This window comes from Lyngbya sp. CCAP 1446/10 (assembly GCF_026130175.1).
GTDB lineage: Bacteria > Cyanobacteriota > Cyanobacteriia > Cyanobacteriales > Microcoleaceae > Microcoleus.
The window spans coordinates 30,250-51,115 of the sequence record NZ_JAIGNI010000025.1 but is presented as its reverse complement, the minus strand read 5'-3'; the positions used below and the strand labels follow the sequence as shown (position 1 = coordinate 51,115).

Genomic DNA, 20,866 nt, shown 5'->3' with positions numbered 1-20,866 from the left:
ATTATCCATCCTAACAACTCTTTTGGGAATAAAATCAGTAAATTCCAAGTTTAACGCAGTTTCCCAAGCTGTTTCAAAATATTTACTACAGCTTCCCCGCGAGTTTTTACTCCCAGCTTTGAATATATATGTTCTAAATACTTTCTGACTGTACCAACGCTAATGCTCAGTTTTGCCGCAATTTCTGGATTAGTCTTACCTTGCGTCACCTCAAATAACACTTCTGTTTCCCGCTTGGTCAACCCTAGAAATTCCAAAGATAGGGATGATAGAGTAAAAAACTCCTGTTCTTCAAGCAACAATAGATATTTTTCCAGCGGTTGCTCAGTCATAAAACGTACAACTAATTTTTTTCCTGCTAGCTCTAGTTTTAGTGGTAAATGAGGTGCAGGAATTTCATCATTTGGTGTTACCAGCGACAACTGATATTTAACCCATCGCTGCAAATTGTCTGGCAAACATTTTGTTGAGAATTGTGAGGTTTGAAAATACTTTTTTAGCCAATGTAAAGCTCGTTCGCTCATGAATTGAACTTGCCCATCTCCGTTGAGAGAAATAATTCCCAAGGCCTCCAGAGTATGACGCTGTTGTACCCAATCCTGTTCGATCTGGGTAAACTGATTCATGTTGTGTTGGGCTTGTACCAAATGAGGGTGCAATAAGTTGAATAAATAGCGATCGCGCTCAGTGAAAATCCGGTCTCCCAAAAGTGTAATCGCAATAATATCATCTTGTCCAGAGTAGAGCTTGCTCGCAGATTTAGCAGCCAAAGTAAGAGGTAGTGAAACTGCAATCAGATCCTTGATTCCTCTAGGCTGCATGAGCTTTCCATACAGTCCTTCCAAACGATGCAGTTGCTGCTCGTTTAAGAAGTCTGAAACCTTATGCGCTCGATGGTCACGAGTTCGTAGATAATTACCAACTAGAGGGTTTTCGTAAAAATGCTGGTGGGCAACTTTCTCAAAATTTACTGTATCAAGGCGATCGAACCCAGGGGCAAGTTTATAGTCGAGGGTGGTAGTCTTGCTGTTCTCGAAGGAAAGCGTCGTGTAGGTGTAATCTACTGCGGAAATAACCTTCGAGACTATTGAAAGCAGATGAGATGAGAAATCTTCAACGCTGCAAGTTTTGTATAGTTCCTGTAGGCATCCTGAAAAAATTTTAAAATCATTCTGAGTTAAGTGTTGCATTTTCCCTGATCAAATAATCACTAATCATCTGGACTTGATCTGCATTCAGTTGACAGTTGACAGATGACAGATGAGGGCGACCTCTATCTGGAAGGAAGAGGATTGGAGTAATGAATAGTCGGATTTTAATTTCTCGCCTTTAAGGGTTCCGGCTTTAAACCAATTCTTTCTGGTAATACGAGTTTCCAGGAGAAGTAGCCTTATCTACATGAGTTCTGTATCTTTTTTGTAACAATTGACTACGGCAAATGACGGGTTGAATTTGGATTTTAGATATGACAAGCTTTAAAAACAGTTGACAGTTGGCAGTTGGCAGTTGACAGTTGGCAGTTGGCAGTTGGCAGTTGGCAGTTGATATCATGTATGGTTGATTACCATAACAAAAACGGTTTTTAGTGCGGACTTCAGCCCGCACGCGCGATCGAATCTTACTGCGGTTAAATGAAACTACGAATGTAACAACAAGTCTGAGTTCAAGTTGGAATAGTTGAAATAGTTAAGATATGACTAAACTGCCGCAAAAGCGCAAGCGCCGAGGCGTGATTCTTTCAGATTGGGGTTTACAGCGTCTCCAGAATACTCAGGAACAATTAGCCATTGCTGAAAATGGCGGTTCTGCTTACACATTAGAGCGATTAAGCGATTTGACAGGGCTCAGTGCTCGATCGATCGGACGGCTGCGAAGTGGCAAAGCAGCAGTCGATCGCCAAACCCTAGAAGAGCTATTTCGCGCCTTTAACCTGACTATAACCGACCAAGACTACATCCAGCCAGAGCCAACAGCAGCAGAAAGGCAGCCCGTAAAGTCGATCGCCCAAAATTGGGGAGAAGCCATAGATGTTTCCCGCTTTTACGGGCGTACCGCAGAACTTACCACCCTCACCCAATGGATTCTGCAAGATAATTGTCGGTTGGTGTGTATTTTTGGGATTGGTGGCATCGGCAAAACGGCTTTATCTGTCAAACTGGCAGAACAGCTACAAAACCAATTTACCTACGTCATTTGGCGAAGTCTCCGCAATGCCCCGCCGCCGGAAACTTTCTTAGCAGAATTAGTCTCATTTCTCTCAGGACAACAGGATACAAAAGCAGAAATTAGCAGCTTGATTCAGTGTCTACAGAATCATCGCTGTCTGCTGGTGATCGATAATACCGAAAGCCTGTCACAACCTGGGAATCAGAGTGGACAATATCGTCCCGGCTATGAAGCTTACGGAGAAATGTTGCGCGCGGTGGCCGAAACTCGCCATCAAAGCTGTTTGGTGTTAACCACCCGCGAAAAATGCCATCAATTTGCTCAATCGGAAGCGGGCGACTTGGCAGTACAGGGCTTTTCCTTGGGCGGTTCTCCAGAAGCCTCCCAAGCATTGATTAAGGCGACGGAATTAACTGGCTCGGAGAGTCAAAAACAGGATTTGTGCGATCGCTATCGATGCAATCCCCTAGCATTAAAAATCGTTGCCACCACCATTCGAGATTTGTTCAGCGGCAATATTGCTCTTTTCCTAGCACAAAACGTTACTGTATTTGGTGATGTTTCAGATTTAATTCAACAACAATGCAGTCGTCTTTCCAGCTTAGAGAATCACGTCATGTGCTGGTTGGCGATCGATCGTGAATGGGTTTCTTTTGCCCAACTTCGAGAAGATTTAAATGCTGGCATATCCCAAACGCAGTTGATGGAAGCCCTGCAAAATTTGAAATGGCGATCGTTGATTGAAACTAACGCAGGTCAGTTTACATTACAGCCTGTGGTGATGGAATATATCACGCAGACGCTGATCGATCGAGTTTGTGATGAAATTGCAGACAGCTTATCCTCTACTCCCTTGTCCCCAACTTCCGTGCTGCAAACCTATGCCCTGATGAAAGTACAGGACAAAGACTATATTCGAGACAGCCAAATTCGCGTAATTGTAACGCCGCTAGTCGCCCGGTTGCTGAACCAGTTTGGTTCAAAAAAAGACCTTGTTTATCAATTGCATCAAATCTTATATCGCCTGCAAACCGAGTGTCCCAATCAAACTGGATATGCGGGCGGTAACATGATCAATCTGTTGCGCTATCTGGAAGTTGACTTGAGCGATTGCGATTTTTCCTATCTCAGTATTTGGCAAGCAGATTTTCAGGATGCGAATCTCCATCGAGTTAATTTCGCCCATTCTGACCTGTCCAAATCCCGGTTTACTCAACCGTTTGGCAGCATTTTAAGAGTTGCTTTCAGCCCGGACAGTCAACTACTGGCGATCGGAGATAGCAACAATACAGTGTCAGTTTGGCAGGTTGCTGACGGACAACCGAGAGGGATATTTAGAGAGCATTTTGGTTGGGTTTGGGCGGTTGCGTGGAGTCCAGACGGTCAAATCCTAGCCAGTGGGGGTGAAGATCGCAGCATCAGGCTTTGGGATATTGAATCTGGCAATTGTTTGGCAATTTTGCAAGGACATCAGGCTACTGTCAGAACATTGGCATGGTGGCCCAACGGACATCTCCTTGCTAGTGGGGACGATCGCGAAATTCGACTCTGGGATACTCGTACCGAAGAATGTGTCAAAATCTTCCAGGGACATAGCCATCGGATTTCCTGTGTTGCTTGGAGTCCTGACGGTCAAATCCTAGCCAGTTCCTCCTGGGATCGAACCGTTCGACTCTGGGATATCCAAAGCGGTGAGTGCCTCAACATCTTATCTGGACATACCCACGGAATTTGGTCTATTGCTTGGACTTCCGATGGAAAACTACTAGCCACAGGCAGTGAAGATCGCAGCGTGAAGATTTGGGATGCCGATCGCGGTGAATGTCTCCAAACCATACAAAAATATGATTCTGGTGTATTCTCAGTCGCTTGGAGTCCCGATAGCAAAATGCTGGCCAGTGCTAGTGGAGGCGATAACATCACAATCTGGGATACAGCGATCGGTCAATGTTTGCAAACCTTAGAGGGACACACTAACTCGATTTGGTCTGTGACTGTGGCTTGGAGTGCCAACGGGAAAACGATCGCCAGCGGTTCCCACGACCAAACCGTGCGACTGTGGGAAGTATACGGCGATCGATCGAGTGACTGCCGCAGTTTCAAAACCTTACAGGGATACAGCAATTCCATGTTTGCGGCAGCTTGGAGTCCCGATGGGCGCACCCTTGCCAGTAGCAGCGCCGATAGTCGGATTCGGTTGTGGAATCCCGATACAGGATTGTGCTTGAAAATGTTGCAGGGGCGTCGCAATTGGATTTGGAGTTTAGCTTGGAGTCCCGATGGCAGTATCCTCACCAGTGGTTCGGATGACTGCGATATCAGGCTTTGGCATCCCAGCAGCGGCGAATGCTTGACAACTCTGCAAGGTCATGCAGCCTGGGTATGGGCTGTCGCTTGGAGTCCCAACAGTCAAATTCTCGCGAGTGCCGCGGGCGACTTGAACATTCGGTTGTGGGATATTCAACAGGGGAAATGCCTGCAAATCTTGCAGGGACATAGCCATTGGATTGGGACTGTAGCCTGGAGTCCCGATGGTAAAACCCTTGCTAGTGGTGGTAACGATCGAACTATTCGACTCTGGGATAGCAGCAGCGGCGAATGCTTAAATATCTTGCAGGGACATCAAAACTGGGTGGAATCTGTAGCTTGGAGTCCTGATGGCAAAACCCTTGCTAGTGGTTCGCACAATGGAAGCATCCGACTTTGGGATAGCAACACTGGTAAGTGTCTGAAAATTTTGCAGGGACACAGCAATAGGGTAAGGGCGGTGGTGTGGAGTCCCGACGGTGAAATGCTGGCTAGTTGTTCGCACGATCGAACTATTCGACTGTGGGATGTGGGCGCGGGAGAATGCTTGAAAATTCTAGAGGGCCACGCCAGTCAGGTTTGGTCAGTTGCTTGGCGTCCTGTTGTCTGGGATGAGGCAAAAAATCGCGACTTCGTTCTGGCAAGCAGCAGTGCTGATGAGACGATTAAGCTTTGGGATGTCAACACCGGTGACTGTTTGAGAACTCTCAGAGCCGATCGCCCCTATGAAGGTATAAATATTACCGGAGTTACGGGCATTACACAAGCTCAGAAAGCCACATTGGAGGTCTTGGGGGCGATCGGCAAACAGTTTACAGTTTACAGTTGATAGTTGACAGTTAAGAGTTGTAGGGGAGAAGCATTCGGGCGATTATTTGTGAAATAAATTCAATTAGATTTGTATCCTAATGCTTCGCCCAGATTATTAGGACGCAACCGATCCAACCGGACAAAGTGATTCTGTCCGGTCAAGAGTACCATCTTGTTATTGGCAATTAGAATCCTTGAACCGAGATGATATTGTCTTGAAGCTGTGCCGAAGTTACACCATCAACAAAACCTAATATATTGCCGGAATTTTTAATTTTGATGAGAGTTCCTGTCGTTACAATAGGGTCAGGATTGAGTAAACCTGTCAGATTTTGGTCTTTTAAAACTTGTGGCCAGTCAAACCCCAATACAATTGTCACATTTGTCAGGTTTTCCAAAACTACATCGCTAGCAGTCAAACCTCCTGCTAATCCAATTCGATCGAAACCAACCTTGAAAAGGCTAATCAGATCCGCATTATTGATATCTGTAACTCCGGGTTCTGCTTGCAAAACATACAAGTTGCTGCCGATTTTATGGCCAGAAAGATTGTCATCAAATCCAAATAAAATATCTCGCCCCACACCCCCAATAAGAGTGTCATACCCATTACCGCTAACTAAGAAATCATTGCCTCTACCGCCCAATAAAATATCGTTTCCCCCAAACCCATAAATCAAATCTGCATCTTGCCCTCCGCTGAGATAGTCATTTCCAGCCTCTCCACCTAGTAAGTCTTTCCCCCTGCCTCCAAATAAGGAATCGTTACCCGAGTTTCCCCTGAGAACGTCTTCTCCTTCATTGCCATACACCAAATTGTTAGCTGCTGAAATGTTGACTGTATCGTCCCCTCCGAGCATCCAGACTCCCAAAGGAAAATTATTGGTATCTGCGATCGACAAAAAAACTTGTTCGGATGTATTGTCGCCAATTAAGCGACGCGGCTCGGATGGATCTGTTTGTAAAGCCATGATGTCTTACCTGATAAAAAGTTGTCATTGAAGTGATGAAAATAGAATTGTTTAACAACAATCGAAAGTCAAATAATTACAGCCTTTGGAGTTAAACAAATAGGTAAAGTCGAGTCGTTACCAGTCAAACCATCTAAGATGTCGTTGCCGGCCTCACCGTAAAGTCGATCGCCCCTATGAAGGTATGAATATTACCGGAGTTACGGGCATTACACAAGCTCAGGAAGCCATATTGGAGGTCTTGGGGGCGATCGGAAATTAGCCTGAACAGGGCTTGATTTTTCGTAGGTTTTGCCTATGAAAAATCAAGTTGATCCACAACTCCTAGCAAGGACGAGGAGTCCTAAACAACCAAGGTGATATCTCGATTGGGAACAAATCCACTACCAACCTGCAACCTTGCAACCGGAATAGTAAAGAAGTTCAACGCGCCAGTGCTCTGGTTGTAGTTAAATCCCTCGGTTGAGGATATTCCACCATATCCACTCTTGGAGATGTTGAGTTTATCAACCTCCCAGGGGTGAAAGTCTCTGATTACATCAACGCCGTCATAAGGTGAGTAAGAAATGAACATATCTGCTCCAGGACCCCCTATAAGCGTGTCGTTACCAGGCTCACCACCAAGCCTATCGTTGCCATAACCACCGTCGAGGTAGTCATTGCCAAAGGAGCCAGCCAATTCGTCGTTGCCATATCCACCGTAAAGGGTATCGTTGCCATACCAACCATCTAAGGTATCGTTGCCCCCCTCGCCCTTGAGTATATCGGCAGAATCGTTGCCAGGTCGCCACCAAATGTCACCACCATTGAGGTAATCATCACCTTCACCCCCCAAGATGCTATCCATGCCATCTTGGCCATAGATTTGGTCATTATTCTCATCACCTAAGAGGGTGTCATTGCCAGAGTATCCGTACAAGGTATCATTCCCAAGACCCCCATAACCCTTATCGTTGCCCTCCCAGCCAAATATCAAGTCGTCGCCCGCTTCGCCAGAGATAGTATCCTTGTCGGCACCACCATTCAAAGTGTCGGCGTACATTGAACCTCTAATATCAGTCATCGAAGTTTCTCCTTGATTTTGAAGTTTGTTTCCTTGTTTTATCTAGTTCTCAAAGTTAAGAACCTAGATGTTTAAGCAGCATGGGATTAATTTCCTAATTAATTGAAATCTAACGCTGCATCTGATATATCAACTTTGTCCTGACTGACAGCAAACGTCCAGGACAGTTAGACAGTTAAGTTAGCCATTTAAGCCATCCGCCAAAAACCAGCAAAAAATGAAGCTTGAAAGCTATGCCAGAAAAACCTTTTAGTTTTTTTATCAACGGTTGTATTTAGCGATTCGGTCACTTATGCTGTAATCTAAAAACAGAAAAGAGTACCCATTGGGTACTCTCAGAGTTGGCTCCGTAATTGCTAAGCATCACGGATAAAATAACCTGTGTAGGTTGGGTTTAGGGACGAAACTCAACGCCATATAAATGTTAGATTTTATGCTTCAATCCAACCCACAAGAAAATTAATTCTTTGTGGAACAGGCCGGAAAGCCTGTTATTCAGAAAGGTACAATATCTCAGTTAAACAGACTTGACATAATATCAATTCCGGTTGCACTGGAATTAATATATTACCCACAGCTTTCGACACGGCAGTGCCGTCTCCCTACAATTGAACGCGGGGAAAAGGCACTGCCGTGTCCTCTATATCATAAGGAGTGCAACCGGAATTGATATCACTGTTGAACTCAGATAAAAGTCAATTCATCCTCATGGCAATAGAATAATATCCTGTTGTACTGAAAAGCCTGCTGGCTTATTCTCAAGAGTTGCAAACTGAACTTGGCCGAACAAGACAGCACCAGTATTGCTGTTATAGCTGAATTGGTCGAGAGAAGTAGCGCCAAAACTTCGGTGAATTTCAATTTTGTCAACTTCACTCTTCTGGAAGTCTTTGATGGTGTCAATCCCTGTGGGAACAAAATAGAATCTGAATCCATCTGCGCCTGCACCGCCCCAAAGAATGTTATTGCCGGCAGGATCGAGATCGCCACCACCAACTAAGACATCATTACCATTACCGCCATAGAGGATGTCGTTACCACCACCACCGGAAAGTTGGTCATTATCATCGTTACCGTAGAGGATATCGTTACCCTTCATGCCTTGTAGGTTGTCATTTCCACTATCACCTAAAAGCGTGTCATATCCATCACCACCAAGAATGATATCTTTGCCACCTCTACCATTGATTAGATCGTCTCCACTTTCACCTTTGATGAAGTTCTTGCCGGCGTTACCCAGAATATAATTATTCAAGTCGTTACCGGTGCCATCGATATCAGCAGTATCACTCAAAGTCAGGTTTTCGACGTTTGCACCCAAGGTATAGCTGATAGTGGAAGTGACTACGGTATCAGTACCTTCACCTGGTTTCTCGGTAACTAAATCACCAACATTATCAACCAGGAATTGGTCATTACCTGTACCACCAAACATTTCGTCGGCACCAGCACCACCATAGAGTTGGTCGTCTCCGGTACCACCATAGATTTGGTCGTCTCCATCGCCACCATTTAGGAAGTCGTTACCGCCTGCACCAAATAAGTAGTCGCGATCGCCCAAACCATACATCGAGTTGTTGGCATCGTTGCCTACCATAGCATTATGGGCGTTGTTGCCCGTGCCGTCAATGGCAGCGGTTCCTTTCAAAAAAAGGTCTTCGACGTTTGCTCCCAAAGTGTAGCTTACAGTGGATTCTACTCGATCGATACCTTCGGCAGTATTCTCCACAACTACGTCAGCAATATTATCTACAAAGTAGGCATCATTACCGCTACCACCATACATTTTGTCTGCACCAGAACCACCATCAAGCTCATCGTCTCCGGCTTTACCGTAGAGTGTGTCGTCGCCTGCCAACCCTGTGAGGCTATCATTGTCAGGGGTGCCATTTAGTAAGTCGTTATTAGGAGTACCTGGAATGTTAGCCATCTTAAATTTCTCCAAAAACAATGATCAATTTGTCTGAACTGTATCGGGCGATAGCAAGCGCCACGATCCGTTAATAACTTATCTGCAATTTGTGAATTAGAGTAGCAATTTGCAGATACCAGGTGCGGCGATAGGTGTTGCACTCAAAACTTTGCTGTGAATTTGAGTGAAATGTAAATTGGAACAATAGGAAATACTGCAATACTGAAACAGTATGAGGTTGATTTCCTGATTTTTTGAAATCTAACGCTGCACTTGATATATCAACTTTGTCCTGATTTATGGTGAACGTCCAGGACAGTTAGACAGTTAAGCTAGCCACTTAAGTTTTGCTGCACTAATTACTGAAGCGTTACGTCTGAAAAGTATATCCCGCAAAGTTTTTGGTTTTTACAAAGATTGTCGTATTTAACGATTCAGTCACTTATACTGTAATTTTAAATAACAAAATAGTACCCAATGGGTATGGGTACATTTCAATAAATGCAAATCTATGAAAAAATGGCTATAATGAAAAGGCTAGTAAAAACGCAAAAAAAGAATCAGGTAAAAAATGACACATTAAAACTAAGAATATCTAAGTTATTTTAGGATTTAAATTGAGGGCTGATGTACAAATTTGCTGCGGCAGCGGAGGATGAATTAGTTGTGTTTGGTGCGGCAAAACCGGGATACGGCGATCGCGAAGTTGCTGGCTGGATTGATTTTATGCGGCGACAGAAGATCGATCGAGTTTGTTGCTTGCTTCCCGATACGCAACTGATGGGCTATTCTGACTTGCTGGGAAGCTATCGAAATGTTTTTGGGTGCGATCGCGTTTGCTGGGCTCCGATCGCCGATTTTGAATTGGCCAGTCGCGAAATTTTAATCGATCGCATTTTACCATTTTTGGCATCTGCAAATCGATCGGGCGATCGGGTGGTAGTTCACTGTGGCGGTGGAATCGGGCGTACAGGACAGGTTTTGGCTGCTTGGTTGGTTAGCGGGCGGGGATTTTCTAACCAAGAGGCGATCGCGACTGTCAAAAAAACTGGCAGAAATCCCTATGAAGCTGCGATCGCTGCTGTTTTCAAAGGTCGAAATCCCTGGAAAGTTGTTCGAGAACTTGATACTTTATTAGATGATTGCTGTCGTGCTTTTGGCATTGACTTATTTTAAGTACAGTTGGCTTCGTAGATAATTTTTCTGGTTTTTCCAGTTTTTAGGTCTTGAAAGCGCCACAAACCCGCATAGCCGGAATTTTTGAACTCTGGATGGTCTTTGACGCGGCTTTCAAATATGGGTTCTTTAGCTGCAATTTGATTGGGCTGAAGCTGGAAATTGCCCGAGGGTTTAATCCAGTAGAGCTTCTTATCAGCATCGACTAGAATGCGATCGCCATCAATCGCAACGATCGCAGAATCGACTGGTTTAGCCCATCGCTGGATTCTGTTATTTCTAGGATCGACTTCTACCACTTTGTCCGAACTTAAATAACCTTTTGTATCAACATCTGGCAGAGAAGTTACGCGGGCAAGTGCAGCCTTTCCACAGGGATGTCTGCTAATTTTAATCACACGCGGGTCTGGTTTTACTTTGTCATTAACCATAAAATAGAATTCGGCTGTTTGAGGTGATTGTGCCACAGAGGTTGTTCGATAAGTGGTTAAAGAAGCAACTGCAATACTGGTCAAAACAACAAAGCTGCGAAGTATTAAAGAATGGGGCATAATTTTTCTTGATTTTTCGGTTAACTACTGACAGTGGACAATGAAAATTGCCAACTGTCAACTGCCAACTGTCAACTGATTTGTCACCGCTTCGGCGAAGGGAACCGGCGCATCAAGCTGCAACCAGTGGCTGGTTTCGGGTATGACGGTGGTGGCAATTTTGGGGCGGAGTAGGTGGAGGCTGAAGGGCCAGGAGTTGGACGGTGCGAGCACTGCTGCGATTCGCGCGCCCGGAGTTGCAAGGATGCGATCGATCGCACCGACAGCATCGTAAGCAAACATACCTTTGTACATACCGACTAGACGATCGCGCGGTGTGGCGTTAAGGCGTGCGATCGTAGTTTCCCGCGTCGCAGAAGTACCGCCTTCGAGGGCTTGGACGAACTTTTCCTCTGCCGCAGCGCGGTAGTCATCGCCCGCTAGCGCTGCGAGGAAGGGAACCATCTGTTCTTGGTATACGGATGGTGGGAGGTAGTTAAAGTCACCGGGGGGATCGGCTAGGATGACGCGGGTGATGCGCGTTGGCGCGCAGTCGGCGGTGGCGAGAACGACGAGGGCGCCGAAGCTGTGCCCGATAAGGGCTACTTGCGGGATATTCAGCGCGTCGAGGACGGCGATGATGTCGGCGGCGCAGCTATCGGGGCTGTAATCGCCATCTGCGGGCGGTTCGGATGCGCCGTGGCCCCGGAGGTCGATCGCCACAATGCGCTGGTTTTGACCGAGATTTGCTCGCAAAAGTGCGATCGTCTCGTCCCAAACTCCGATGTCGTAGGCCATACCATGTACTAACAGGACGGGGATGGCTTGTGGTTCTGCGCCGCTTACTGCGCCCGTGTCGGTGAGATTGAGTCGCCCCGCTGGGCCGGCGACAGTTGTAAGGTGCATAAAATACCTCGACTTCTACAAGGACACAACAATGTTTTGTTCTTCAACAATTTTGACTTCATATTCCGCACCCAACATTCATATATGGGTGCAGGTGGGCTGTGGAAAGTGGGCTACAAAGTCATCGGCGCCACAGGTTCAATCTCTCGATTAAAACCTCCTACCTGATTTGTTCGCAACACCCAGGCTTCCCCACCCTGTTCGAGAAAGGCTTGAGTCACTTCATCGCTTGTCAGACGCGGTAGAATTGTGCGCCAACTCAGCAGGCTTCGGCGAATCTTTTGCAGCGGACGATCTTCTAAAGTGCTGCCCAAAACTTCATCTTGATTCTTCCAGTCGGCGCGTGCGGTTCCACAGGGCAACAGCAGCCGTTTTAACTCCTTGCTCAACTGTTCTAACTGATCTAATTTATCTAATTCTTCGGGGTGTTGTTGTTTCGATGCTTCGATATTTGGGAGAGACAGAAGCGATCGAGCAATTTGCCGCATTGCTGCATACAAAGCTTGATTGGAGTCTTGAGTGCAATTGTAGTCAGGCCCAACAAACGTCCCTCCGGTGCCATCGCCAATCCGGTAACGAGCCGCCATGATTTCTAGCTGGTAAATCAATCGGTCGAGTGGCGATCGCTTCGGGCCGTTCTGGGTTTCATACTCGCTCGTGAAAGCATCGAATTCGATTATCGTATCGCAAACCGGGCGCAAACCCAACCAGCCCAACTGTCTGTCGCCCATGTAGCGCGACCAATGCAAACTCCCAGCAATCAGCCCCTCCTTGTTGTGCGTGTAGATTTGGTGATAAACAATGTCAAACCGCAGTTCATTCGCCAGCGGTTCTCGCACGACTGTCGCGAGTCCGTAAGCAAAATGCCCGAAGTAGAGCGGAGTTTTGGTAGCTGGTTCTGCTTTTTTGCCTCCAATCCCACCATAGATGTGAATCAGTAAGGCTCGTTTTCCTTCGTACCAATTGGCTGGGTTTCGATTTGATTTGAAACGAAACAATGCCTTACTGGTTTTTCCCTTCTGAGCTACCAGATTGCTCCAAGTCTCGTGTTTGAGGTAGTGTTTAACTGAGGTTTTGCCTGCAATCTGTCGGTCAGCTTCAACCTGCAACAGACTCCGAGGCGCGATCGCCTGCACGACAAATCGCCCCGATCGATCCGGCGCACCGTAAATATACCATCCAGTTTCATTTAGGGGCGATTTGTCAATGTTTTTGCTGGTGGAGGAAGCAGTCTGATTACTATTGGGAATTACTGGAGGCAAGCTAACGACTTCTTCAGATCCCGCAAATTGTCGCGAGGCGCGATCGAAGTGAATTACCTCAAACAAATCACCATTCGGCTGAAGCGATCGCACAAATTTCACTAACCCGTAATAACGTCCGGTAATTTGCACTGGTTCGCGAGCAATGGTCAGAATGTTATTTTGTGCAAATTGTTCCACACCCACGGGTTCTTGCAGCATCACAATTACATCATCGTGAGGATGCGAACCTGCGATCGACTCTAGGGGATTAACTTGTCGCCAGTGATTGAGCCTTGTTGGGTGAACTATGCCTTTTTGTTGGCTGCGTTCAGCTTGAGGACTGAAATGCACGTCTTTCGTCACGGCCCGAACGTAGGCCTGCACCAGGCGATCATCACTAAAGCGCAGGATCGCAACTTGTCCCACAAAATGCTGAAATTCGCCAGGCGCGTGATGAATTTCAAACAACGCGCCTTGAATCGTTTGCCGTTGCTCTTTGGCAGGCAAAATTAATCGCCCCATCCAAGGCGCAATGGGGCGGTAATATTCGGGCGACACAGATTGATCGATCGGATAAAACTCTGGTCGATTGAAAGCCGCTTGCTGGTAGCGTTCGTAGTTACTCAATTTGTCGGAAACGGCTCGATCGCTCTTTTGTGCAGTACCGAACAATATCTCTCCTAATTGCTGCCAGAACTGGCTGAGGGCAGTTTCATAGATCATTTTATAGCAGTTGACGGTTGATTGTTGACAGTTGACAGTTGACAGTTGACAGTTGATTGTTGACAGTTAGTATAGTACGAGCCTCAAACCGTTTTCGCTCGAGGGTGAGCGTCCTCTCGATCTGGAGGTTATTTATAGAAAATACCTTGAGTGGCGGTTGCTGTCACATTCAAGGTATGTTGTTGCGCTGTCTTCGCTCTTTTCTATAGAAAATAGCGCTACATCGCAACTACCTACCTACAGGTGGCGCGATCGCAAATATGAATCATAATTGGCACGCGGGGCATAAATAATCTGCTCTCCCCCCGCCCCCTATTTTAGTCAACTATCGCCTCATTTAAGCAAGTTTTTCTTAAGTCACATCTTCCTAAATTTGCACCTCTTAAATCTGCATTTTTCAAGTTAGCATTGCTTAAATCTGCATAACTCAAATTTGCGCCTCGGAGATTAGCATCTGATAAATTAGCTCCAACTAAATTGGCCCTAACAAGTTGCGCTCCACTCAAATTACTGCCACTCAAATTTGCTCCTGGCATCTCGGCTGATGTTAAATTGGCTTGGCATAAATTAGTGCCACACAGGTCAGCTAAATTCAATTTAGCATAACTCAAATCAATCTTTTCCAAGCAAACTTGGTCCAATTGAGCGCATCTCAAATTGGCATTAATAAAAAATCTGTCTCCCAGGGAATAACGGCGCAGCAATTCGTCCGCTGCCAAGCGAATTAAAACTGTTTCGGAAGCATTTTGGTAGCACCACGAAGTCTCCAGCAAACTAGCGGCTGCTTCAATTGCTACCTTGTCGGATTTAGGGAGAACCAAACTATTGCAGCCATCCCACTCACCCTTGAGCATAAATGCCATGTCAGAAGCTGCTGCAATTGAGTCGCACAGCAAAACGGTTTCTTGTTTGGGTTGCAGCCAGTTCATTAAACCTATCGAACTATTGTTTTTCACGGTTTGTTCGGGATTTGTTTGTTCTTCTTAATTATAGGTAAAATTATTTTTAATGTGTTGAAACGGTAGGCACGCGACGCGCACCTACCGTTATAGTTCTGCGAATTAGCCCTAGATATCGCAGCAGCCAAAAGGCACTTGTCAGAATCTGACTAATGGCTGATGACTGATGACTAATCTGTTGTACTTACGTGATCGATTCTCTCTAATTGCCAGAGAATTTGGTTCCCCTCGCGGCGGACGCGAGAAACTACCCAGTTGCGCCACACCCAATTGTCTCCGCGGCTGGTGACAGCGCTGGCATTTACATCCATCAAATCAGCCAGTTCAGAACTGGTAATCAAGTAGCCTTTGGTGGCCACTTCATCGGCGATGTGCAAAGTTTCGATCAGATTGCGGAGTTCCTGAACCCTTACCTCGCGGGGCAAGTTCTCCAGGGTATCGGCAGTTGAATCCATCATGGTAGAGTTGGAGATCGGAAGGTCAGAAGTTATGACATAGGATTCTATCGTTTTGTTACCAGTTGCGTCCGTTTCTTCCAAAACAATTGGGTTTTCAAAGCGTAGGGGCGATGCCCCCGTGCTCGCCCCAGCCTCGTCTGCTGTTGGTGGATGCTGTTGCAGTTCGGGAGTGAGATTGTGGGAGAAGTTGCGGGCGATTTCGTCGCACCTGTCGTTGTAGAAGTCGCCGGAGTGGCCACGGACGTGTTCCCAGTTGACTTGCCGGGAATTCAGCTTGTCTAGCAGATGCCAGAGGTCTTGGTTGACGACATCTTTGCCCGTCGAGGTTTTCCAGCCTTTGTTTTTCCAGCCTTGAATCCATTTGGTGATGCCGTTTTTCACGTATTCGCTGTCCGTGTAAAGGGTGACTGGTTCGGTTTGACCGGAATTGGCAAAAAATTCTAATGCAGCGACGGCAGCCTGCATTTCCATGCGGTTGTTGGTGGTTTGAGGGTCTGCACCTCCGAGTTCGTGACAGTTGCCGTCGGCGAAACAAACTACTGAACCCCAGCCGCCGGGGCCTGGGTTGCCGGAACAAGCGCCGTCTGTGTACAAGCTTTTGATGGTGGGAGTTGTCATGAGTGAGTTAATTGGTTATTTACGATTATTCAGTTTACTGGTGCGATAATTAAGGAAATTGCGATCGTTTTATTTGCTGCCATGAAAAACGTCAACTTAAAGATTAAAAAGGTCGCGCTATTTATTTGTCCGTTTTCTTTGTTAATTTTTAATACTTTTGCCCAGGCGCAAACAGTTGTGCCTGCTGCTGACGGTACGGGCACGGCTGTCACCCGCACCGGCAACCGCTACGATATCAATGGCGGCAGTTTGTCGGGAGACGGGGCGAATCTTTTTCACAGTTTTGGGCAATTCGGCTTAAATCAAGGTCAAATTGCTAATTTTCTGACTAATTCGGCTATTCAAAATATATTAGCTCGTATTTCTGGCGGGAACCCTTCGCTAATTAATGGTTTGATTAATGTCACGGGCGGCAATTCTAATCTGTTTCTGATTAATCCTGCGGGGATTATGTTTGGCCCGAATGCGAGTTTGAATGTGCCGGGGGCTTTTACTGCGACTACTGCGACGGGTGTGGGTTTTGGTTCTAATTGGTTTAATGCTGCGGGGACAAATAATTTTAGCGCGTTAGTTGGTGCGCCCAATACTTTTTATTTTGGTGGGAATCAACCGGGAAGTATTGTTAATGCTGGTAATTTGGCTGTGACTCCAGGCCATAATTTATCTTTGTTCGGCGGTACGGTTGTTAGTACGGGGCAGTTGTCGGCACCGGGAGGGCAAATTACTGTTGCTGCGGTTCCGGGCGAGAATGTTTTGCGTATCAGTCAACCGGGACTTTTGTTGAGTTTGGATATAGCAACGGGCGGGAATTTGGGGAATTCTCCACAAAGTTTAAATCCTGTTTCTTTGCCACAGTTACTGACAGGTTCTGGGCAAAATCAGGCGACTGGTGTTGCGGTGGCTGCTGATGGTAGTGTGCGGCTTGTGGATTCTGGTTTGCAGGTGAATTCTGGGGATGTGGCGATTGCTGCTGGGAATACGTCTGCGCTGGATCAATTGAATGCGGGAAGTGCGACTATTTCGGCTGCGGGAAATCTGACGTTAGCGGGGACTAGGTTGCAAACTGCGGGGGATTTGAGCTTGCTGGCAGGGGATGCGGTACGGGTTCGCGATCGCGTTGAGAATCCGTTTTTGGCGCGGGCTGGGGGGAATTTAGAGATTAGGGCCGATCGCGCGATCGACATTCTCACCTTAAACGCCACCGGCGGCTTGTCTCTTCCGCCACAATTCCAAAGTGGCGGCAATTTGAGTTTAATCAGCAACGGCGTTATTTCCGGGGATTCTCACTTTGCTTCGAGGGGCAATTTTTTGGTGCGCAATCTGTCAGGAATGCCGGGAAATTTTGTGAGTTTATTTGACCCGATTATCAGTTCCGAAGGAGATGTTTTCTTAGGAGATTATACTGGTGTTTCGCTGAAAGTGGAGGCGAGGGGAAGCATTGTTGCTGAGGATATTACAATTACGGGGCCTGATATTGCATTGGGTAATGAAAATGCGAGTTCCGATCCGGATATTCGTATTTTAACCAGCAGTCCGGCCTTAATTCTGCGGGCGGGAGTCGCAAATCTGGCAAATCCGCTTAATATTTCTCCTAATAGTTTGGCGGACGATGCAGCTTTTAGTTCGGTATCGATTTTTCCCAGAAATTTGATTTCTGTTGAAAATATTTTTGCGGGCGGGCCGGTGATTTTGTCAGCAGCGGGAGATGTGGCAACTAGAGATATTAATGGCGGTAGAATTAATCTAGAAAGCACTGCCGGGGCTGTGATAGTTGGGGGCAGATTAACGTCTAGTTCGACGATTAATATTGAAGCTGTCAGCAATATTATCTTGACAAATGAGATCCGTCCTGCTGATATCAACGGCAATATTACTCTGACTTCGATTGGGGGTAATATAGTAACGGATAGGATCGACACTGGGAATTCTGGGGCGATCGACATTACAGCATTGGGCAATGTGAATTTTGGGGATTTGCAGGGTTCTCAAGTTAATGTTACCAGTAGTTCCGGCGCTCTGGGAGTGTTGACCGATCCGAATACAATTGTCCCCAATAGAACACGCGCCAACGTTACAGCCACCGAGAATCTCACTTTGGCCGCTTCTGGCGACTTAACCGTAGGGAACCTCGCGGGTGCTAGTGTCAGGGCTAGCAGCAGCAACGCGAGTGTGGCTACGGGTACGATCGCCAGTACGGGAGATGTCAGAATTGTCGCGGGACAGGAAATTAGCACAGCGCTAATAACCGTTAATCCGACTGCGGCAAATCCAGTTAATCCTGCGATTCCCACAGTCAATTTGGACGCGCAAACTAATATTAACGTGGCATCGATTGATGCTGCCGCCGCCAGCATTGCTTTGAGAGCTTCTAGCGACTTAAATACTGGGAATTTGCAGGGGGCGGCAGTTGATGTTAATAGTGATGGGGGAAATATTGCGATCGGCAATACTGTGTCAACTGGAAATATCAATGTAAGAAGTGCGGGAAATGTGAATTCAGGGGATTTGCGGGGTTTGGGAGTTAATATTAACAGCAGTGCGGGGACGATTGGAGTTACCAGTGCCGCCGCCACCAGCAATGTGAATTTGACAGCTTTGGGCAATATAAATTCAGGAATTTTACAGGGAAGTAATGTTTCAGTTAATAGTAATGCTGGAAGCATTCAGACTGCAAATGTTACTGCAGCTAACGGTGTGACTTTGACAGGATCTGGCGATGTCAATGCTGGAAATTTGAGGGGATTTGCGGTTGATGTTAGCAGCCGTGGGAATGTGAGAATTGGGGATGTTAACGCTGGAGGAAATATCAATTTGGAAGCCGCTCAAAATGTGAATTCTGGAAATTTGCAGGGAGTTATAGTTGATTTAGTTAGCAGCAGGGGAAATGTCAGCACTGGCAATATTAGTGCTTCATCAATTGTGGATATTTTAGCGGGAGGGCAGATCGGAACTGGGGAAATAGATGTTAATCTTTCGGGGCGCGGCCGCAATCCTGCAGTCAATATTAACGCTCAAAATGATATTAGCATTGTATCGGTCTATGCTCCGGGCGCTAAAGTTGATATCGCAACTCCGGGTTTGGTGCGAGTGACTGGTACTTTTGACCAAAACCGCACTGTGAGTGTCTCAACGCTTGGTGGCGATCAACCGGGTACAGTCAGGATCGCCCACGGCGGCGGGGATGTCAATCCGCGGATACCTTTTGCGGTGGGAGATGCGACGGTTAACGGGACTGCTGGGGCGATCGCCAGCAATACTTCGGGTACAATTACTCAGGGACAATCTTTCATCAATTCTTACACTCAAGGTAGTAGTGCGATCGTCACTACAAATCAACCCGGAATAACTCAACCCGGAATAACTCAACCCGGAATAACTCAACCCGGAATAACTCAACCCGGAATAACTCAACCCGGAATAACTCAACCCGGAATAACTCAACCCGGAATAACTCAACCCGGAATAACTCCACCGGGAATAACTCCACCGGGAATAACTCCACCGGGAATAACTCCACCGGGAATAACTCCACCGGGAATAACTCCAAGCGGTAGATTTCCATCAGATAGAAACCGGGTTTTTCCCCAACCAAACGAACCCCTTAACCCCCAACAGCAACGGAACCAAAATAGTCTATCGCGAGATCTAGGAAAACCCGGAGAAACGATGGCGCCGGAAAAAATCCCATCTCTGAGAGGACTGAGAAATTTAATCGGTTCCAATCTCAGAGATTCAGTTATTCAGTCAGCATTTCGCAGTGAAATCGGCAGGAATTTGGATGTCGGTCAAATATCGGCAGCTTTGTCTCTGCTGGACAAATCTTTTAGCCAAGAATTCCGAGAATATTTCGGCATTAACACCACCGACGATTTGCTCTCCCCAGACGAAATCAAGAAAAAGTTAGCATCTGTGGGTGCACAAACGGGCACGAAACCAAGCTTGATTTATCTGTTTTCGCGATCGGAAAAATTAGATTTAGTGTTAGTAAATTCTTGCGGTGGAGTGGTTCACAAAACGGTGTCGGAAGCAAACCGGGAAGAACTGCTGAAAGTTGTAACTGCGTTCAGAAGTGAGATTACTAAGCCAGGGGTGCGGGCTACTACGAGTTATCTGCCATCTGCCCAACAGCTTTATAAGTGGATGATTGCGCCTTTGGACGAGGATTTGAAAAAGTGCGAAACGGATACTATTTCCTTTGTGGTCGATCGGGGTTTGAGAGGAATGCCCTTTGCTGCTTTGCACGACGGAAAGCAATTTTTGGTGGAAAAGTACAGTCTCAGCCTGATGCCGAGTATTAACTTAACAGATATTCGCTACGTGGATATCAGAAATTCTGAAGTTTTAGCAATGGGCGCGTCGGAATTTTCGGAGTTGAATCCTCTACCTGCGGTTCCTGCGGAAATAGCAGCTATTTCGCGTGAGTGGCCGGGAGTTAGTTTTTTGAATGAGGGTTTCACTTTGGAGAATTTGAAACGACAGCATCAAAGCCGGCCTTTTGGGATTATTCACTTAGCTACTCACGGCGAATTTCGTCCGGGTGCACCGAGTAATTCTTTTATTCAGTTGTGGGATAGCCGGCTGCGACTGAATCAATTGCCTGATTTGAGCTTGAATAATCCGCAGGTGAATCTATTAGTTTTAAGTGCTTGTCGGACTGCGGTGGGTGATGAAAGTGCGGAGTTGGGTTTTGGGGGATTGGCGCTGCAAGCTGGGGTGCAAACGGCTTTGGGGAGTTTGTGGTATGTTTCGGATGAGGGTACTTTGGGATTGATGAATGAGTTTTACCAGCATTTGAAGACTGCGCCAATTAAGGCGGCGGCGCTGCGAGAAGCGCAAATTGCGATGTTGCGGGGTGATGTGCGTTTGGAGGGCGGGAAGTTGCGGGGTTCGAGTCGGGGTGAAGGAGTGGAGTTGCCGCAATCTTTGCAGGGATTTGCTGATTTGAAGTTGTCGCATCCTTATTATTGGTCGTCTTTTGTGATGATTGGAAGTCCTTGGTGATTGGTAATCGGTAATGAAAGAA

At 46.6% G+C, this 20,866-nt stretch carries 12 protein-coding genes and 1 pseudogene; 3 read left to right on the top strand and 10 right to left on the bottom strand.

The window, feature by feature from the left end; translation table 11 throughout:
- Window positions 1-50: 50 nt before the first annotated feature.
- On the bottom strand, window positions 51-1,190 hold the full coding sequence (locus K4039_RS12585; protein ID WP_265235529.1) for a response regulator transcription factor: 1,140 nt from the start codon (window positions 1,188-1,190) through the stop codon (window positions 51-53).
- A 503-nt stretch (window positions 1,191-1,693) separates the two neighbouring features.
- Between K4039_RS12585 and K4039_RS12580 the strand changes: the two genes are divergently transcribed.
- Window positions 1,694-5,302, top strand: a complete 3,609-nt coding sequence (locus tag K4039_RS12580; RefSeq protein ID WP_265235528.1) for an NACHT domain-containing protein — start codon at window positions 1,694-1,696, stop codon at window positions 5,300-5,302.
- A gap of 166 nt (window positions 5,303-5,468) precedes the next feature.
- Here the strand turns inward: K4039_RS12580 and K4039_RS12575 are convergent, their stop codons facing one another.
- From K4039_RS12575 to K4039_RS12565, 4 genes and pseudogenes are all read right to left on the bottom strand, one after another.
- Complete coding sequence (locus K4039_RS12575; RefSeq protein WP_265235527.1) at window positions 5,469-6,254, bottom strand: calcium-binding protein; 786 nt, start codon at window positions 6,252-6,254, stop codon at window positions 5,469-5,471.
- 68 nt (window positions 6,255-6,322) lie between these two features.
- Window positions 6,323-6,400, bottom strand: a pseudogene (locus K4039_RS29935) (hypothetical protein); the annotation flags it as partial.
- 197 nt (window positions 6,401-6,597) lie between these two features.
- The gene (locus tag K4039_RS12570; RefSeq protein ID WP_265235526.1) at window positions 6,598-7,317 is read right to left on the bottom strand and encodes a calcium-binding protein; all 720 of its coding nucleotides are present in this window, start codon (window positions 7,315-7,317) and stop codon (window positions 6,598-6,600) included.
- A gap of 706 nt (window positions 7,318-8,023) precedes the next feature.
- Complete coding sequence (locus K4039_RS12565; RefSeq protein WP_265235525.1) at window positions 8,024-9,247, bottom strand: calcium-binding protein; 1,224 nt, start codon at window positions 9,245-9,247, stop codon at window positions 8,024-8,026.
- 609 nt (window positions 9,248-9,856) lie between these two features.
- Here K4039_RS12565 and K4039_RS12560 point away from each other — a divergent pair.
- Complete coding sequence (locus K4039_RS12560; RefSeq protein WP_265235524.1) at window positions 9,857-10,405, top strand: dual specificity protein phosphatase family protein; 549 nt, start codon at window positions 9,857-9,859, stop codon at window positions 10,403-10,405.
- Here K4039_RS12560 and K4039_RS12555 read toward each other — a convergent pair.
- The 5 genes from K4039_RS12555 to rnhA all read right to left on the bottom strand — a co-directional run bounded on the left by K4039_RS12555 (window position 10,402) and on the right by rnhA (window position 15,843).
- Complete coding sequence (locus tag K4039_RS12555; protein WP_265235523.1) at window positions 10,402-10,956, bottom strand: hypothetical protein; 555 nt, start codon at window positions 10,954-10,956, stop codon at window positions 10,402-10,404. The two genes, K4039_RS12560 and K4039_RS12555, sit on opposite strands and share 4 nt — an antisense overlap.
- 57 nt (window positions 10,957-11,013) lie before the next feature.
- Window positions 11,014-11,841: an alpha/beta fold hydrolase gene (locus K4039_RS12550; RefSeq protein WP_265235522.1), complete on the bottom strand. Its 828-nt coding sequence runs from the start codon at window positions 11,839-11,841 to the stop codon at window positions 11,014-11,016.
- Window positions 11,842-11,954: 113 nt separating this feature from the next.
- Window positions 11,955-13,808, bottom strand: coding sequence for an abortive infection protein (locus K4039_RS12545; protein WP_265235521.1), 1,854 nt, complete (start codon window positions 13,806-13,808; stop codon window positions 11,955-11,957).
- Window positions 13,809-14,125: 317 nt separating this feature from the next.
- The gene (locus K4039_RS12540) at window positions 14,126-14,737 is read right to left on the bottom strand and encodes a pentapeptide repeat-containing protein (RefSeq protein WP_265235520.1); all 612 of its coding nucleotides are present in this window, start codon (window positions 14,735-14,737) and stop codon (window positions 14,126-14,128) included.
- Between the two features lie 200 nt (window positions 14,738-14,937).
- Window positions 14,938-15,843 carry a ribonuclease HI gene (rnhA, locus tag K4039_RS12535; protein ID WP_265235519.1) on the bottom strand — a complete coding sequence of 302 codons (906 nt, stop codon included), beginning with the start codon at window positions 15,841-15,843 and terminating at the stop codon, window positions 14,938-14,940.
- An 81-nt stretch (window positions 15,844-15,924) separates the two neighbouring features.
- Here rnhA and K4039_RS12530 point away from each other — a divergent pair, with 81 nt between their 5' ends.
- The gene (locus K4039_RS12530) at window positions 15,925-20,844 is read left to right on the top strand and encodes a CHAT domain-containing protein (protein ID WP_265235518.1); all 4,920 of its coding nucleotides are present in this window, start codon (window positions 15,925-15,927) and stop codon (window positions 20,842-20,844) included.
- Window positions 20,845-20,866: the final 22 nt, after the last annotated feature.

Excerpts from the sequence above, each read along its gene's own strand:
- K4039_RS12555 (WP_265235523.1), bottom strand. The coding sequence starts at position 10,956 with ATGCCCCATTCTTTAATACTTCGCAGCTTTGTTGTTTTGACCAGTATT.
- K4039_RS12585 (WP_265235529.1), bottom strand. The coding sequence starts at position 1,190 with ATGCAACACTTAACTCAGAATGATTTTAAAATTTTTTCAGGATGCCTA.
- K4039_RS12560 (WP_265235524.1), top strand. The coding sequence starts at position 9,857 with ATGTACAAATTTGCTGCGGCAGCGGAGGATGAATTAGTTGTGTTTGGT.
- K4039_RS12545 (WP_265235521.1), bottom strand. The coding sequence starts at position 13,808 with ATGATCTATGAAACTGCCCTCAGCCAGTTCTGGCAGCAATTAGGAGAG.
- K4039_RS12530 (WP_265235518.1), top strand. The coding sequence starts at position 15,925 with ATGAAAAACGTCAACTTAAAGATTAAAAAGGTCGCGCTATTTATTTGT.
- K4039_RS12565 (WP_265235525.1), bottom strand. The coding sequence starts at position 9,247 with ATGGCTAACATTCCAGGTACTCCTAATAACGACTTACTAAATGGCACC.
- K4039_RS12570 (WP_265235526.1), bottom strand. The coding sequence starts at position 7,317 with ATGACTGATATTAGAGGTTCAATGTACGCCGACACTTTGAATGGTGGT.
- K4039_RS12575 (WP_265235527.1), bottom strand. The coding sequence starts at position 6,254 with ATGGCTTTACAAACAGATCCATCCGAGCCGCGTCGCTTAATTGGCGAC.
- rnhA (WP_265235519.1), bottom strand. The coding sequence starts at position 15,843 with ATGACAACTCCCACCATCAAAAGCTTGTACACAGACGGCGCTTGTTCC.
- K4039_RS12580 (WP_265235528.1), top strand. The coding sequence starts at position 1,694 with ATGACTAAACTGCCGCAAAAGCGCAAGCGCCGAGGCGTGATTCTTTCA.
- K4039_RS12540 (WP_265235520.1), bottom strand. The coding sequence starts at position 14,737 with ATGAACTGGCTGCAACCCAAACAAGAAACCGTTTTGCTGTGCGACTCA.
- K4039_RS12550 (WP_265235522.1), bottom strand. The coding sequence starts at position 11,841 with ATGCACCTTACAACTGTCGCCGGCCCAGCGGGGCGACTCAATCTCACC.